At 44.6% G+C, this 14,833-nt stretch carries 14 protein-coding genes, 1 pseudogene and 1 riboswitch; of the genes and pseudogenes, 5 read left to right on the top strand and 10 right to left on the bottom strand.

The genetic code is table 11. The features are described 5' to 3' along the window. Positions 1 to 25 precede the first annotated feature (25 nt). The 3 genes from JI667_RS08545 to JI667_RS08535 form a co-directional block, all read right to left on the bottom strand. Positions 26 to 1,003 carry a BMP family lipoprotein gene (locus tag JI667_RS08545; RefSeq protein ID WP_206852057.1) on the bottom strand — a complete coding sequence of 326 codons (978 nt, stop codon included), beginning with the start codon at positions 1,001 to 1,003 and terminating at the stop codon, positions 26 to 28. Positions 1,004 to 1,390: 387 nt separating this feature from the next. Further along, positions 1,391 to 1,894: an acyl-CoA thioesterase gene (locus JI667_RS08540; protein WP_206852055.1), complete on the bottom strand. Its 504-nt coding sequence runs from the start codon at positions 1,892 to 1,894 to the stop codon at positions 1,391 to 1,393. A gap of 92 nt (positions 1,895 to 1,986) precedes the next feature. Beyond that, entirely contained in the window at positions 1,987 to 3,180 is a 1,194-nt protein-coding gene (locus JI667_RS08535) for a NupC/NupG family nucleoside CNT transporter (protein WP_206852053.1), read from the bottom strand. A gap of 142 nt (positions 3,181 to 3,322) precedes the next feature. Then, positions 3,323 to 3,424: riboswitch (purine riboswitch) on the bottom strand. Between the two features lie 191 nt (positions 3,425 to 3,615). Between JI667_RS08535 and JI667_RS08530 the strand changes: the two genes are divergently transcribed. Then, complete coding sequence (locus tag JI667_RS08530; protein ID WP_206852051.1) at positions 3,616 to 5,442, top strand: solute:sodium symporter family transporter; 1,827 nt, start codon at positions 3,616 to 3,618, stop codon at positions 5,440 to 5,442. Positions 5,443 to 5,506: 64 nt separating this feature from the next. Here the strand turns inward: JI667_RS08530 and JI667_RS08525 are convergent, their stop codons facing one another. Next, positions 5,507 to 5,635 carry a YflJ family protein gene (locus JI667_RS08525; RefSeq protein WP_082386245.1) on the bottom strand — a complete coding sequence of 43 codons (129 nt, stop codon included), beginning with the start codon at positions 5,633 to 5,635 and terminating at the stop codon, positions 5,507 to 5,509. Positions 5,636 to 6,161: 526 nt separating this feature from the next. Further along, positions 6,162 to 7,451, bottom strand: a complete 1,290-nt coding sequence (locus tag JI667_RS08520) for an MDR family MFS transporter (RefSeq protein ID WP_206852048.1) — start codon at positions 7,449 to 7,451, stop codon at positions 6,162 to 6,164. Positions 7,452 to 7,637: 186 nt separating this feature from the next. Between JI667_RS08520 and JI667_RS08515 the strand changes: the two genes are divergently transcribed. Further along, entirely contained in the window at positions 7,638 to 8,219 is a 582-nt protein-coding gene (locus JI667_RS08515; RefSeq protein WP_206852047.1) for a DUF6944 family repetitive protein, read from the top strand. Positions 8,220 to 8,498: 279 nt separating this feature from the next. On the opposite strand, the gene JI667_RS08510 is transcribed toward JI667_RS08515, so the two are convergent. Continuing rightward, positions 8,499 to 9,731, bottom strand: coding sequence for an aminopeptidase (locus JI667_RS08510; protein ID WP_206852045.1), 1,233 nt, complete (start codon positions 9,729 to 9,731; stop codon positions 8,499 to 8,501). Positions 9,732 to 9,968: 237 nt separating this feature from the next. On the opposite strand from JI667_RS08510, the gene JI667_RS08505 reads away from it, so the two are divergent. After that, positions 9,969 to 10,361 (top strand): hypothetical protein, encoded by a 393-nt coding sequence (locus tag JI667_RS08505; protein WP_206852043.1) that lies wholly within the window; start codon positions 9,969 to 9,971, stop codon positions 10,359 to 10,361. 109 nt (positions 10,362 to 10,470) lie between these two features. On the opposite strand, the gene JI667_RS08500 is transcribed toward JI667_RS08505, so the two are convergent. Next, positions 10,471 to 10,929, bottom strand: coding sequence for an RrF2 family transcriptional regulator (locus JI667_RS08500; RefSeq protein WP_206852041.1), 459 nt, complete (start codon positions 10,927 to 10,929; stop codon positions 10,471 to 10,473). 162 nt (positions 10,930 to 11,091) lie between these two features. Here JI667_RS08500 and hmpA point away from each other — a divergent pair. Beyond that, positions 11,092 to 12,284: pseudogene (gene hmpA, locus JI667_RS08495) on the top strand (NO-inducible flavohemoprotein). Positions 12,285 to 12,387: 103 nt separating this feature from the next. Here the strand turns inward: hmpA and JI667_RS08490 are convergent. Continuing rightward, positions 12,388 to 12,555, bottom strand: a complete 168-nt coding sequence (locus JI667_RS08490; protein ID WP_206852040.1) for a hypothetical protein — start codon at positions 12,553 to 12,555, stop codon at positions 12,388 to 12,390. Positions 12,556 to 12,740: 185 nt separating this feature from the next. On the opposite strand from JI667_RS08490, the gene JI667_RS08485 reads away from it, so the two are divergent. Continuing rightward, complete coding sequence (locus tag JI667_RS08485) at positions 12,741 to 13,118, top strand: DUF1992 domain-containing protein (protein ID WP_206852039.1); 378 nt, start codon at positions 12,741 to 12,743, stop codon at positions 13,116 to 13,118. Between the two features lie 37 nt (positions 13,119 to 13,155). Here JI667_RS08485 and JI667_RS08480 read toward each other — a convergent pair whose 3' ends face one another. Both JI667_RS08480 and JI667_RS24020 read right to left on the bottom strand, forming a co-directional pair. Further along, the gene (locus tag JI667_RS08480; protein ID WP_244668256.1) at positions 13,156 to 13,341 is read right to left on the bottom strand and encodes a histidine kinase; all 186 of its coding nucleotides are present in this window, start codon (positions 13,339 to 13,341) and stop codon (positions 13,156 to 13,158) included. Positions 13,342 to 13,385: 44 nt separating this feature from the next. Then, positions 13,386 to 14,024, bottom strand: a complete 639-nt coding sequence (locus tag JI667_RS24020) for a methyl-accepting chemotaxis protein (RefSeq protein WP_414635229.1) — start codon at positions 14,022 to 14,024, stop codon at positions 13,386 to 13,388. Positions 14,025 to 14,833: the final 809 nt, after the last annotated feature.

The following is a 14,833-nucleotide window of genomic DNA, read 5'->3' as shown; positions in this document are numbered from 1 at the left end:
GAGATCGATTGCTCCTTAGGTAGAATTATTGCATGTTAACCGTGATATCTCCTGAGATGATGTTATTTTTAGCATCCTCCAGTTTTTTCGTTTCTTCCGGTGACAGATTCACGACCCGGATCGGTGCAAGCCCGACACCATCTTCTTTAAGCCCCAGTTCATAGGAATGCTGGGAAATACTGTGATCGGTCATGAGTTCTTCCGTTATGTTAAAAACAGCGTTGTCGACTTTTTTCACCATGGAAGTGACAACGGATTTTTCTGCAATGAAATATTGATCCGAATCGACACCCCCCGATAAGACACCTGCTTTCTGTGCAGCCTGGATGGCCCCGACGCCTGTGAAACCGGCAGCGGGATAAAGGAAATCCGCCCCTTGCTTCATCTGTTTCTCTGCAATGGTCTTCCCTAATTCGGCGTCCCCAAAATTGTTTGCCGTATCTTTAATGATCTTGATGGAGGGATTGATATATTTAGCACCCTGTTCATACCCTTTTTCGAAGCGCTGTATGACGGGAACATCTGCCCCACTGATGAACCCCACCTTGCCGGTTTTCGATTTCATTGCGGCCACCATACCGAGAAGGAAGCTTCCTTCATGTTCTTTGAACGTAATCGATGTAATATTGTCGAGTTCTGAAAACCCATCGATCAATAGGAACTGTTGATCTGGATTTTCGCTTGCCACCTTTTCAAAGGCATCCTGGATCGAAAACCCGAGTCCAATGACAAGTTCATGATCCTGATTGACAAGTTCCTGCAGGGCTCCTTCGAAATCCCCATCCGGCGCTTCTCTATAATCAAATAAAATCCCCAATTCCTCACGGGCACGTTCAAGCCCCCTGAAGGCGGAATCATTAAAGGAACCATCCCCAAGACCTGTATCAGAGAGAAGGATACCGATATTTTGTTGTTTTTCTTTACTGGTTTCTTTCGTCATAGGCGTAGAACACCCTGCGACTAAAAGCATGACAAAAAGAAACATACTGACTACTTTTTTCAAACCGTAACCTCCAAAAATGAAAATAATAAGACATTTCACATGTCCGTACCTCTGTATTATCGGAGGGACGGACCTATTTTGAAGGGGTAGGGGAAAAAATGGTATGGGGAATCATAATTAATTGCCGAATATCTCAGTCATTTGATGACAAATAGCAATGAATATGTTTCAAGTGGACCGGTGAGGGGGAACGGCAGGGAATTAGAACCGGTGTATGACGGATAACGGCGAAATCTTCAGTTTATCGGCGAAAATTTTAATATAACGGCGAAATCTCCAATTTATCGGCGAAAATATCAATATAACGGCGAAATCTCCAATTTATCGTCGAACGCCCACCCATTCCGACAAAAAAAGGAGATGCTCTTAACAAGCATCTCCTTGAAACTAATACGCTTTACGGAAAAATTCCGCCAGCTCTTCACTATGTTTTTTGCGTGCTTTACGGTGTTCGGCCCGATTTTGGGCTGTTTCGTTCAGCCATTTCTCTTCTTCTGTTTCCGGCACGACTTCAGGAATGATCGCCGGCTTGTTTCCTTCCAGTGCCACAAAGGTTAAGAAGGATATCGCAGCCACATTGGTTTCTCCTGTCAGCAGGACCTCCGAGGTCACTTTCACGCAAATTTCCATGGAACTGCGCCCGGTATAAGTGACCATCGCTTCTAATGTAACGGCGTCACCGACTTTGATGGGTTGAAGAAAGTCGACGGAATCCGTGGAAGCCGTTACGACGGGCTTGCGGGCATGACGGGTGGCGGCTATGGATGCTACGTCGTCTATATAGGCCATCAGTTTTCCACCGAACAGCGTACCGTGATGGTTCGTATCAGGTGGAAGAACGTGGGTCGTTTTACTGGTTTTCGTTTCTTTCATGGTCTTTGTTTCTCTCAATGGATTCACCTTCCGTTGTCAATGTGAAAAAAGATTACTACCTTATACTATTCACTAAATGGTTCGGGAAGAAACATAAAACACGCAAAAAGTTATAGAAATATACTAATGATGATGGCTGTGATAAAGCTTGCGAGTGTTCCTGCAAGGATGGCTTTCAAGCTTAGTTTAGATACCATCGGTCGTTGCGTCGGTTCCAATGAACCCAGTCCGACAATCAACTGTCCAATGGAAGACAGGTTGGCGAAATTACAAAGGGCAACCGAAAGGATCGCCACGGTCTTGGGTGATAGCTCGCTCATCATTCCAGATAGCTCTTTGTAGGCCACGAACTCGTTCACAGAAAGCTTCGTCCCGATGATCGACGCGGCACGGAATGCTTCATCCACCGGGATGCCGACGAGGAGAGCCAGCGGATAAAATACGTAGCCAAATACGGTTGACAGGCTCGTATCCACTAATCCGAGCAGCCCATTCACGGCGGCCAGGATCCCGATAAATGCGATCAATAGCCCACCAATATTAATCGCCAATTGAGTTCCGCTCAGTGCGCCTTCGGAAATTGCTTCAAATACGTTTGTATGAGTGGTTTTTCCTAACGAAATATCTCCGTTTGTCAGGGATTCTTCGGTTTCCGGCTCGATGATCTTCGAGATGACAAGGGATACGATGGGAACACTGAATACTGATAGAAGAAGGAATTTCATATCGATCCCCATCAGTGAGTATCCAATCAGGATGGCCCCGCTGGCTGAAGCCGTTCCCCCTACCATGACGGCAAACAGTTCAGAGCGGGTCAACTTCACCAGGTAAGGCTTGATGAGTAAGGGAGCTTCCGCCAAACCGAGAAACGAATTCCCGATCGCATTAAACGACTCAACCTTCGTGGTGCCAAGGATCTTCCCTAATCCAATCCCGATGTATTTTACAAAGAACGGAATGATGCGCAAATAGTAAAGAGCTGAGATCAGGGCCGAAATAAAGATGATGGCACCTAACACGTTGATGGCGAAAACAAAGGAGATATTCGTCCCTTTTTCAAAGAATCCCCCGAACACAAACATGATCCCTTCATTGCTGTAATCAATGACTTTCTGGACACCGAGTGCCGCTTTCTTCAGGACCGTTTGGCCAAATGGAACCTTCAATACGAAAAGAACAAGCAGAAATTCAAGGCAGATCCCGATGATGATCGTCCGCCATTGAATGGCCGAGCGGTTGCTGCTCAACAACCACGCAAGAAATAAAACGCCAAGTAAAGATAAGATGCCATACACTAAACTCACAGTACCAATCCTCCAAAAATGATTTCTTCATTGAATCCTCAAAGCTTATGTCGTATGATGTCAGACTTCTTAAAAAAACAAATAAAAAAGTGCATGAAGACATTCTCTAATAAACATAGGGAAAGTCTCCATACACGTAGCATATAGAAAAGACTTTCCTTATAGTCTAGCAATTTACGGCTGCCAGGTAGAGACTTATGGTCCATATCACCATAGATATATAAGGAATTCGTATGAAGTTATTTTTAAAATATGTTCTTTACTTTATCACAGGATGAAAGGCCTCCACAACCGTTTTTTTAAAAGTATTTAATGGAAAAACGTGGTGGTTCCTTATGACTATTTTTAATAAAATTCCAAAAATAATAGTTTACTAGTATAACTTTTGGGGAACTTTCTCAAACACATGTAATAAATATGAAGGGAAGAGATTCAATGTTTGAGAGTGGTTTACTGTTTACACTAGTATCTTGTGTCTTTTTTATGGGATTGGTTGCGTGGGTTTCATACATAAAAACGAAGGGATCCCTGAATGACTCCACAGGTTATTTTTTGGCAGGGAGGGGGCTGACAGGAACCTTTATTGCCGGGTCGCTCCTACTCACCAATTTATCGGCAGAACAATTGGTGGGATTGAACGGACAGGCATTCCGGGCGAACCTGTCGAACATGGCGTGGGAAGTGACGGCCGCATTTGCTATCATCATCATGGCCCTGTATTTGCTCCCGAAATACTTGGGGAGGAGTTTCACCACATTACCCGAGTTTCTGAATCAACGATATGATAAGGGCGTACGCCAATATACGACCATTCTCTTTATGCTTGGTTATGTGTTTGTGACCATTCCTTCAATGCTCTATTCAGGAGCGCTTGCTGTTTTGAAGTTATTTGATGTCCCTGAACTTCTTGGGATTTCCTATACGCAATCGATTTGGGTGATTGTGTGGACGATCGGTATCATCGGCAGTATCTATGCCATTTTCGGTGGACTGAAGGCTGTTGCGATTTCGGATACATTAAATGGAGTGGGACTCTTGATCATTGGAATCCTTGTACCGATCTTAGGATTTTATGCACTCGGAGATGGGAATATCTTCTCCGGCGTGAAGGAGATTGCGACGAAGAATCCAGAGAAGCTTAATTCCATAGGCTCTGCGTCAGATTCCGTCCCATTTTCGACGATCTTTACCGGACTGCTCTTTGCCAATCTATTCTACTGGGCTTCCAATCAATATGTGATCCAGCGTACCTTAGGTGCAAAGAATCTGGCGGAAGGGCAGAAAGGTGTCATCATTTCGGGCTTCTATAAATTGCTTGTCCCGTTTATGATGATGCTTCCGGGAGTCATTGCCTTCCATTTGTATGGAGATTCTTTGAAAAGCGTGGACTTGGCCTATCCTGCCTTGATCAACGCCGTGCTTCCTTCATATTTGACAGGCTTCTTCCTGGCTGTATTGCTTGGAGCGGTGCTAAGCTCCTTTAACTCATTGTTAAACAGTGCAGCGACACTATTCGCCCTTGATATTTACAAGCCCCAATTCAATCCGGAAGTGAGCGATCAGAAGTTGATCACCATCAGTAAATGGTTCGGTGCACTGCTGGCCGTTGTGTCTATGTGTGTATCCCCGTTACTGATTAATGCGACGGACGGGTTATGGGACTTGATCAGACGATTCACAGGATTCTTCAATATTCCGATCATTGTGGTCCTGCTCGTCGGTGTGTTCTCAAAACGCATTCCGGCAGTGGCTGCGAAAACGGTCATCATCCTTCATGTCATCACGTATTACATGCTCGTATGGGGGACGGGACAACTATTCGGATTCAGTATCGACATCAACTTCATTCACATCTATGGCATCCTGTTTGTGGCAGAAGTGTTCTTGATGCTTGCGATCGGCTGGTGGAAACCGTTGGCAAAACCATATGAATACCGCTATAATCCAAAGGTGAACATGATGCCATGGAAATACAGCATCCCACTTTCCATTGTACTGATGGCTTCGGTCGTACTTACGTATTTCCTTTTCTCACCGATTGGACTGGCGTACGAGTCAGGTGTCATCTCACCTTATTTCTGGCCGGCCACTGCAGGACTGGTGCTTGCTACTGCAGGACTCATTCTCTGGTCACTGAAAAGCTGGAACCAAAAATACAAAGCATACCTGCTCAAAAACAAAACATACAAACTCAACCGCACCAAAAAATATACCATGCAACAAAACCTGAACCCAATCTACTCTTCCAAACTACTGAAATAAAAAAAGGGACGGACCTTCATTCCTATGACCTGGTCATAGGAATCGAGGTCCGTCCCTCTTATTTTTATTTTGTACGTTCTAGTAGGTTTGCAAGAACGTGTTTTTTGTATGACTCGACATAGCGTTCTTCGTAGTGTCGTACTCCCGCTTTTTTTAGTTCTTGTACGTACCAGCCTTTGCTTCCGATATGCATTGAAATCAACATCCTTTCTTTGCGTAGTATTGAGTGGAATCTCCGACTAACTCTCAAGAGAGTTACGTTAAGATTGCTTACGGTTTTACATTGTAACATCTCACTTTTTATGGGGAAAGGGGGTAAACGGAATTTTTCGGATTCATTCTTTTCTGAAAATTTCCCGCTAGATAATTAAATTTCTGTCATGAATAGAAAAGGACGTGGCTGGAACATAACTAAATCTATACACTCTAAAGACAAACAGTGAGATCTCGTATTCCACCGCCGATGATTTCCGTGCAGGACTTCGCTTTCCGCGTGAGGAAGGCAAGACTCCTCACAGCTTTCGCTCCTGCGGGGTCTCACCTATTCCGCTTTTCCCGCAGGAGTCTTTGTCTTGCACTCCAATCAACAGCCAGAACCTACTTAATACATGGAGTAAGCTTTAGCACAAAAAATGAAAAATCCGAACGAGTTAGATTTTTATCCAATCACTCGTTCGGATTATTCTTTCGCCTAAACCCTTTTGTCCCAGGCTCTTTTTTTAATGAACAGCTTTCTTCAGTTCCATCTCTTCTTTTTCAAAGCGCTCGAACATGATGAAGAAGAGTCCGGCACTGACAAGAGCAAGAATCGAAAGGATGATGAACGTCCAATCATACCCTGCATAAAGAGACAGGGTGATGGACAGAGGCGCAATCGTCCTTGCAATCGTGAAACGCAGACTGGCTGCGGCAAAGTACTGCCCCCTCATATGTTCCGGTGCAAGCTTCGATACGAAGCTTTGCTGAATACCGGCTGTCATCAATTCCGCAAAAGTGAACACCGCCATGCTGATCACAAACATCCACACAGAACTCGTTTGACCAAACATAAAGATCGAAACCGCATAGATGAGAGAAGACAGTATGAACACATTACGCTCGCGGAATTTAGTGATCCATCGTGTAATGACCACTGTCAGAAGGGCCACCAGAAATCCATTTTCGGAAAGGATCAAACCGAATACCTGCTCACTTACGAGAGTCAAGGACCAATCCCCGAAGCTGAACAGCGTGGCTTTATCCACTACATCTTTAATATATACAGGGATAAGAAGGTCCAATTGCATGAACGTCTGACCTACCAAGACCCCGGCTAAAATAAACAATAAAAATGTTCTGTCTTTAAATATGATACTATAATCCTTAAATTGATCAGACAATACACTATGCCATGCTTTCTTCTTTCCTTCTGTGACGAGAAGCTTATTCTTATCGGCGGGTGCCGTTTCCCTCGTCATTTTAGATAGAAGAAGAGCTAAAAGCATACAAATGAGTGCGGCTGCAATCAATAATTGAAAGCGGTAATGGACGTAGAAAATGCCCCCTAATATCGGTCCCACAACGACAGCGATATTGATGGACGTGTAAAAGACGGCAAACACATGGCTCCGGTCTTTCTCATCCACGACATCTGCGACCATTGCCTGACTGGCCGGCCAATAAAATGAGCCGAATACACCTACTAAACTGAAACAGATAAATCCGATCATGGCAGAATCCAGCCATGGTGAGCTGGCAAGTCCGAAGATCAAAAAAGCAAAGCCTTGTCCAAAGGCAGATATGACCATCATTCGCTTACGCCCGAAGCGGTCGGCACAATACCCTCCCATCAAGTTAGCAACCACTGCGAAAACCTGTGAAAGGACCAATAATAACCCCGCCGTCTGCTTTCCGAACGACTCAGTAAAATAAATCGTCAGAAACGGAAAGAACATCCAGAAGGTAATATTAATCGCTGCTTCCCCGAACAGCCGGACCTTCAAATTACGGTCCCAATCCCGAATTCTCATCTATATTCCTCCCCTTATGAAACTCTAGATGAACTAGATTATCATAGCCTGATGTGACAAATTAAACAAGACTCATTTACTGTTATTTGTAATAATACAACCATGATGGTCCCGGTTCCAAAGATACCAATTTCAATTCTATGAATACATTGATCGTATGAAGGATGAAAGGATTGGTGGATGGAGGTGATTGATAGACTAATTCTCATTACGGGAGTGTGGACTCAGGTGATCGGGACGGTGATTGCCGCCATTGGAGAAACCATGATTATTAGGGAAGTACGCTTGAATCAGGAGCCAGTCGGATTTCGGCTCGTCTCCATCGGAAATGGATTCGAGGCAGCGGGAAACTCCATGCAGGCTGTCGGTGCCGAAAAATTGTCGGATGGATCAATCGGGGAGACCTACCGGATCATCGGTGACTGGATCCAAGCGTCGGGAAACGCAACGAATGTCTACGCGGCGGAACTCCAATTTTCAGGAAAAGAGCTGGAAGGATTGAATCTGGATGTCTTCGGCGATTCCGTTCAATCCGTGGGTGCGGCACTTGAGGCATACGGAGCTACTTTAAGTACTCGTGCCTTTTCACAGCTCCTTGCTTATGGTAATACGCTCCAATCCCTGGGTGCCGCCCTTGAAGCGGTGGGGGAAGTATATATTTTAAAGGATATGAAGGATATCGGACTTCAGATCTCGACTTTCGGGAGCTATGCCCAGGCTGCAGGGGCTACCATTGCTGCGATAGCATTGACGAAACAATTTGGATAATGATGACTTGGGACTGATATTGGCTGGATGCCTGACTATATAGCAGGTGGAAGGGGAATCAAATGGGGTAGGAAACGGGAATTGCGTCATTTTGTTAGTTGATTGCGTCAAAATTAAATTAATTGCGTCATTGTGTATTGGGATTGCGTCAAACGTATGGTTAATTGCGTCTTTTTACAAATTTACCCATTCGAATGAGCGCTCAGTCAAACCGCCGCCCGTAAAAAAAACCCCCAAAAAGCAGCCAAGCCACTTCCCGGGGATTTCTCCATACATAGATTAAAACGCCCAACCGCCATCACGGAATACTGCTTCAGTTGTGCCATCTTCTTTCACTCCATCGATGTTCATCTTATCTGAACCGATCATGAAGTCAACGTGCGTGATACTGTTGTTCAAGCCGTTTTTCTCAAGCTCTTCTTCACTCATTTTCTTTCCGCCTTCGATACAGAATGCATAGGCATTTCCAATCGCAAGGTGGTTTGATGCGTTCTCATCAAATAATGTGTTGTAGAATAACACGTTCGATTGAGAGATTGGAGATTGATGAGGCACAAGTGCGATTTCTCCTAAGTAATGAGATCCTTCATCCGTATCGACAAGACGTTTCAGAATTTCTTCGCCTTCTTCCGCCTTTACGTCTACGATGCGTCCATTCTCGAATGTGATCGTGAAGTTGTCGATGACGTTACCACCGTAGCTAAGTGGTTTCGTGCTTGATACTTTACCGTTTACGCCGGTCTTAAGTGGAACTGTGAATACTTCTTCCGTCGGCATGTTTGCCATGAAAGTGGTTCCTTCTTCGTTCACGCTTCCAGCTCCAACCCATAGGTGACCTTTCGGAAGTTCGATGGTAAGGTCCGTCCCCGGTGCTGTGTAATGAAGTTTTTGGTAGTTCTTTTCATTCAGGTATTCGACTTTTTCGTGAAGGTTTGCGTCGTGATCTTTCCATGCCTGAACAGGATCTGCCTGGTCAGCGCGTACGGCTTTGAAGATGGCATCCCATAATAGGTCCTCTTGCTTTTCCGCAGACGCATCCGGGAATACTTTGGCAGCCCAGTCTTTCGAAGGAGCGGCCAGTACACACCAGCTGACTTTGTCCGATTGAATGAACTGACGGTACTTGGACATGGCTTTACCGGCAACCTTCTGGAAGTTCGAGATGCGGTCAGGGTTTACGCCTTTTAACAGATCGGGGCTTGAAGAAACGATGCTCATGAATGCAGCTCCGCCTTCAGCAAGCGTTTCTACTTCACGTGCTTTCCACTCAGGGAACTCCTGGAATGCTTCGTCAGGGGCAAGGTCGTATTTCGTACGGTTGACGGTATCGTCACTCCAGTTTACGTATACGTGCTTGGCGCCTGCTTCATAGGCTTTCTTTACTACTAAGCGAACAAATTCTGCCGAGTCGATTGAAGTGTTGATGACAAGGGTCTGACCCTTCTGGACATTCACTCCGACTTCTACAGCAAGACTTGCGTACTTCTCGAGATTCTGTTGGAAATTAGTCATTATGTATTCTCCTTTTTTCAGAATGTTCTATTACATTCTTATTGTATCAGTGCCGGCACCGTTTGCAAGTGTTTACACCTATCTTTGTATCCTGTGTAAAGATGCCGGGAATTATTTGCGAATCCCGGAGAGTTTATGAACGTTCTATGGCATTGGACGAAGAATCATAGCCTCGTTTCAGACAACTATACTATAATGATGAGAGCACATTTTTTTATAAAAAGGGGGAGTACAAAAATGCGGTGGAACGTCCTTTTATTACGAATGGCTGCCATCTATGGGTTTATCGGAGCATTTCTCGGGTCTCATATGGCAGGGGCAGGATCATATGCATTCAAGCCGATTCACGCACATATTTTAGTTGTGGGCTGGTTGAGTTTATTTGCGTATTCTTCTTATTACCGTTCCTATCAGGTGCCGAAATCTTCTAAACTGGCATTTGCCCATGTCTGGTCCGCGATCATCGGGTCGATTGGATTGACCGTGGGGATGTGGATGTATAATTTAAATCCATTCAACCTGCCGTCAAGCTTTACAACGGTTTTCTACATTGTCGGGGGAAGCACATTATTACTTAGCTTTTTCTTATTTATGTTAATGACGTTTACATATAGTGAGAGCAGAAAGTGAAGCGTTCAGCTGCTGATTATTTACGTTTATTCAGCAGCTGTACTCCTTGATCAAGCGTTCCCCTATACATGCCAAAAAACTTCCCACCCTCTGCAGGTGAGAAGTTTCTTCAGGTTGACGTTTCATCCCGCTTCTGTTCCTGAAAGAGGAACCGGTAATCCATCGGGTTCTGAATCAAATCGGCCAGGCTATATTCATCGAGTACGGAGAGGTAGGCATTCAAGGCTTTGCCGAGTACATGCTTCAATCCGCATACAGGTGTAATGATGCAGGAGTTAGTTTGGGCATCAAAGCATTCGACAAGATGAAAATCCTCTTCTGTGATCCGGACGAGTGTACCAATATTTATTTCTTCAGGGGATTGTGCGAGTTTGATACCGCCGTTTCTGCCACGGATCGTTTCAATCATTCCCATTTTTCCCAGTTCGTACGTCACTTTCATCAGGTGATTCTTTGAGATGCTGTAGGCATCAGCAATTTCTTTTATATTAGAGAGTTCGTGCTTCGGTTTGGTAGCCAGGAAAATCAGGACTCTCAGTGAGTAGTCAGTGTATAAAGTTAGTCTCATGTATCTCACCTTTCCGTTCCGTTCCTCTCATTATACAGAAGGAAGTAAGTTTGTGTCTAAATGTGACTGTTTTGTTAAAGCTGTATTTTGTATATTGCTTTAAGTGAAGAAGAGGAGTAACTTAAAGATGTATTCAAAATATATCTTTTAGGAGTGACCAATATGCTATCTCAAAAAACCATTGAAATCGTGAAATCAACGGCTCCTGTCTTAGAAATCAAAGGAACGGAAATTACGTCGACCTTTTATAAAAATTTATTTAACAGCCATCCGGAGCTTTTGAATATCTTTAATCATGTCAATCAAAAAAAGGGAAGACAGCAGACGGCCTTAGCCAATACGGTTTATGCAGCGGCTCAAAATATTGATAAGCTTGAGGGCATTCTTCCCGTTGTAAAGCAGATTGCCCACAAGCATCGAAGTTTGGGTGTCAAACCGGAGCATTATCCGATTGTGGGAGAGCATTTACTTCAGGCGATCAGGGAAGTTCTAGGAGAGGCAGCGACAGATGAGATCATTGAAGCATGGGGAGAAGCATATGGGGTCATCGCAGGAGTATTCATCAATGTTGAAGAAAACATGTACCAGAATGCTGGTTACAGAGATTTCAAACCGTTCTTCGTTGCAAAAAGAGTAGTGGAAAGCGATTGCGTCACTTCTTTCTATCTTCAACCAATAGAAGGAGGGAATGTACCGGGTTATAAGCCTGGACAATATATTTCAGTTCGGGTGAGAATCCCTGGTGAAGAGTTCACCCATATCCGTCAGTACAGTCTTTCAAGCGCACCGATGGAGAAGCATTTCAGGATCTCGGTGAAAAAAGAAACAGAACATGATCCAAACGGGAAAGTATCTACCTTCTTACATGACCAGGTGACCGAAGGAAGCACGATTGAAGTCAGTGCACCTGCAGGGGATTTCTATTTAGAAGAGGGTGTTCGCCTGTAGCCTTTATTAGCGGGGGTGTAGGCATCACACCTATGATGAGTATGCTTGAATGGGTGGCGAGATACGCGCCCGGCCGCAAAACGGCGTTTATTCATGCCAGCAGAAATGAAGGGGTGCACGCATTTAAAGAAGAGGTCGGGAAATTCATGAACGAACTTGAAAGCGGGGAAGCCTGCTATGTATATGAAAATCCACATAATGAATCTCTGTCCCCTTTTACTGGCTACGTAAACAAGGACATTCTGAAGCAACACGTTGATGCAGGCACAGAGTGCTATGTATGCGGTCCGGCACCGTTTATGAAGGCGGTTATTGAAATGCTTAAGGAAATGGGAGTATCAAAAGTACGATATGAATTCTTTGGTCCGGCGATGGATCTATCGAAGAAGGAAAGTACCCCAGTTTAACCTTTTGAAGATAAAAGAATGGCGGAGCTTAACCACATCCAGATTCCTCGTCATTTCAGCAGGGGAAGAAGAAAAACGCTAGGAATCCTAGCGTTTTTCTTCTTTAATACCGATGTTCATCCTGATCTTCCCGATTTTTAAATGCTTCCTGTGTCACAATCAGCTCTTCATCTCCCGGTGCATCTTCAGAATGTTTTCGAGCCGTGCTATTTTGAGGGAGATTCCCTGGATGCCCCTTTTTCTTTGATTCGAATGATTTACCACGTGCCATGTGTGCCACTCCTTTTCGTTTGTGATATAGGTAGTTTTTCCAGGAGGGCTAAAAATATGTGAGAAGGAATTGTCAGAAAATAGACGCATCTTCTGCACTCAGAAAACGTGCAAATTGGATATAATAAGAGGAACGAGTTACTTGCTGCCAAGAATCAACTGATTCCAATGAATGGAGGGGTATAGTTGGATTTTTCCATGATTGTATCAGAGCAACGGATCAAGAAAGCATACGAGGACGGAGATTTCAGTCATTTGCCCGGATATGGCAAACCACTGAATCTGGACGATGATTTAGGTGTCCCCGAGGAATTGAAGATGGCCCACCGGATGATGAAGAACGCAGGGTACACGATGGACGAAATGAATGTGAAAAAAGAAATGATGCGGATCGAAGACATGATCAGGGCCTGTGAAGATGAAGGGGAGAAGCATGGACTCCAGCAGAGCCTGAATGAGAAAATGTTGAAATACAACAGCATGCTCTCAAAGAAGCGGGTCAATACAAATAGCTCGCTATTCAAGAATTATGAGCATAAGCTTGAAACCAAACTACTCAAGTAAAAGGAAAAGACCACTTTCATCCAAAGTGGTCTTTTCCTTATTTCGGCTCCTTGTCTTCTTTAAATAAGAAGAAGGAAATCACACCCGAGAGGACCGTGCCCCCGATGATGAGCATGACCTTAGAGCCAAGCTCGATCTCGGAATAGTATTTGCCTAGCATCCAATAAGAAGCAACGGCTACAAGGATCATGATGGGAATGATCATGGTGAATCGTTTATCCAAAAGTGCCACATCCTTTAAATCTGCTTCCTTTAGTTTACCATAGATTATGCGTTGACACTGTTCTGAATCCGCTCTGCACTTGTGGAAGTATCTTGGACATATTGAGCGATCGTCCGGTTGTCACCATGAAGGGTTTCGATGGTGGCACTGATTTCTTCAAGGCCGGCAGATGTCTGTTGGATGACGGCGGCCAGTTCCTTCGTTGACAGCTCTGCTTCTTCCGTCTGCCCCCTTACTTCTGAAGCGGTGGACGTAAGGTGTTGAAACTCGTTTGAGAGGGCATCAAGCTTCTCCCGAAGTGTGGTGAAATACGATGTCACTTCTCCTGTTGCGCCTACGTTTTCATTGAGCTTTTCAGAGCTTAGATTCATAATTTCAACGGCAGAGGAGTTCACGGCGTTAACGGAAGCCAGGTTGTCGTTGATGCGTGTCGCTGTGTTACGCGTAATTTCAGCCAATTTCCGGATTTCATCGGCCACGATACTGAATCCGCGCCCTGCATCGCCTGCACGTGCTGCCTCGATGGATGCGTTAAGAGCCAGTAGATTGGTTTGATCAGTAATATCCTGAATGCTCCCGATAAAGGTATTGGTTTCTTCAATTTTACTGGTGAGCTCTTTAAATGTTTGATGAAGACCTTCGATGATATTTTTCAGCTCGATCATGTTTTCCTGAAGATCCATGACGCGTTCGCTCCCTGTAACGGCAATGGCATTCGCATCAGTGGAGTGGGAGGTCAGATCCTCCGAAAGCCTTGCTACTTCTTCCATTTTACTCATCGTCGTTTCGGTCACAAGAGCGATGTTATTGATCTGATCGCTTTGAGTGACACTTCCCGCAGAAATTTCATTCACAGCCGTTTTCATTTCATCGTGGGAAACGAGGTGGGTTTGGACCTGTTCGTTGATTTGGCTGATACTCGATGAGATGGTCGCTAATTCTTTTTGTAAGAAGTTTCGCTGATCTTCTTTTTTCCTGCCTTCCCTTTCAGTCATGTGAATAAATTCTTGAAGCTGGTTGAATTGAGAGCGATTTAAGTGAATGACGACTCCAAGGACCACGCCGATCAAGACGTAAACCAAAAGGGCAGGAACATATAACTCGGCATAGATGATATCGCCTTTAGGCGCAAGCACCCCATTCATGATAATCAATACCAGACCGGACAGATAACCGATTCCAAAGATCACCGGATTGAAATGAATTGCGCTGACGACTGCTAAAAAGAGCAGTGTGACTAAATCGGTAGGATTGGCTCCTTCTAAAAACAACCAGACTCCCATAAGGGCATACACTGTCGGAATGCTGAAGTAAACATATGAATGAGGTTTCTTTAAGACCAACTGCAGCACAACGAAATATCCTGCAAGAAAAGCGATTTGCAGGGAAAAGATGGTGACAGTGATCGTTCCCGACTCATGGAGGATCGAATACGAGAGGGCAGCTGCAAGGCTGATTCCGTATGTGATCAAGAGCAGAAGGTTCTTTCGTT

This window comes from Bacillus sp. NTK074B (assembly GCF_017303375.1).
GTDB lineage: Bacteria > Bacillota > Bacilli > Bacillales > Bacillaceae_B > Rossellomorea.
The sequence above is the reverse complement of the archived record's forward strand: the minus strand, read 5'-3'. Positions and strand labels throughout refer to the sequence as shown.

Coding starts and splice junctions, on each gene's coding strand:
- JI667_RS08510 (WP_206852045.1), bottom strand. CDS start 9,731: ATGACTAATTTCCAACAGAATCTCGAGAAGTACGCAAGTCTTGCTGTA.
- JI667_RS08490 (WP_206852040.1), bottom strand. CDS start 12,555: ATGGCACGTGGTAAATCATTCGAATCAAAGAAAAAGGGGCATCCAGGG.
- JI667_RS08505 (WP_206852043.1), top strand. CDS start 9,969: ATGCGGTGGAACGTCCTTTTATTACGAATGGCTGCCATCTATGGGTTT.
- JI667_RS08525 (WP_082386245.1), bottom strand. CDS start 5,635: ATGCATATCGGAAGCAAAGGCTGGTACGTACAAGAACTAAAAAAAGCG.
- JI667_RS08530 (WP_206852051.1), top strand. CDS start 3,616: ATGTTTGAGAGTGGTTTACTGTTTACACTAGTATCTTGTGTCTTTTTT.
- JI667_RS08500 (WP_206852041.1), bottom strand. CDS start 10,929: ATGAGACTAACTTTATACACTGACTACTCACTGAGAGTCCTGATTTTC.
- JI667_RS24020 (WP_414635229.1), bottom strand. CDS start 14,024: ATGGATCTTCAGGAAAACATGATCGAGCTGAAAAATATCATCGAAGGT.
- JI667_RS08520 (WP_206852048.1), bottom strand. CDS start 7,451: ATGAGAATTCGGGATTGGGACCGTAATTTGAAGGTCCGGCTGTTCGGG.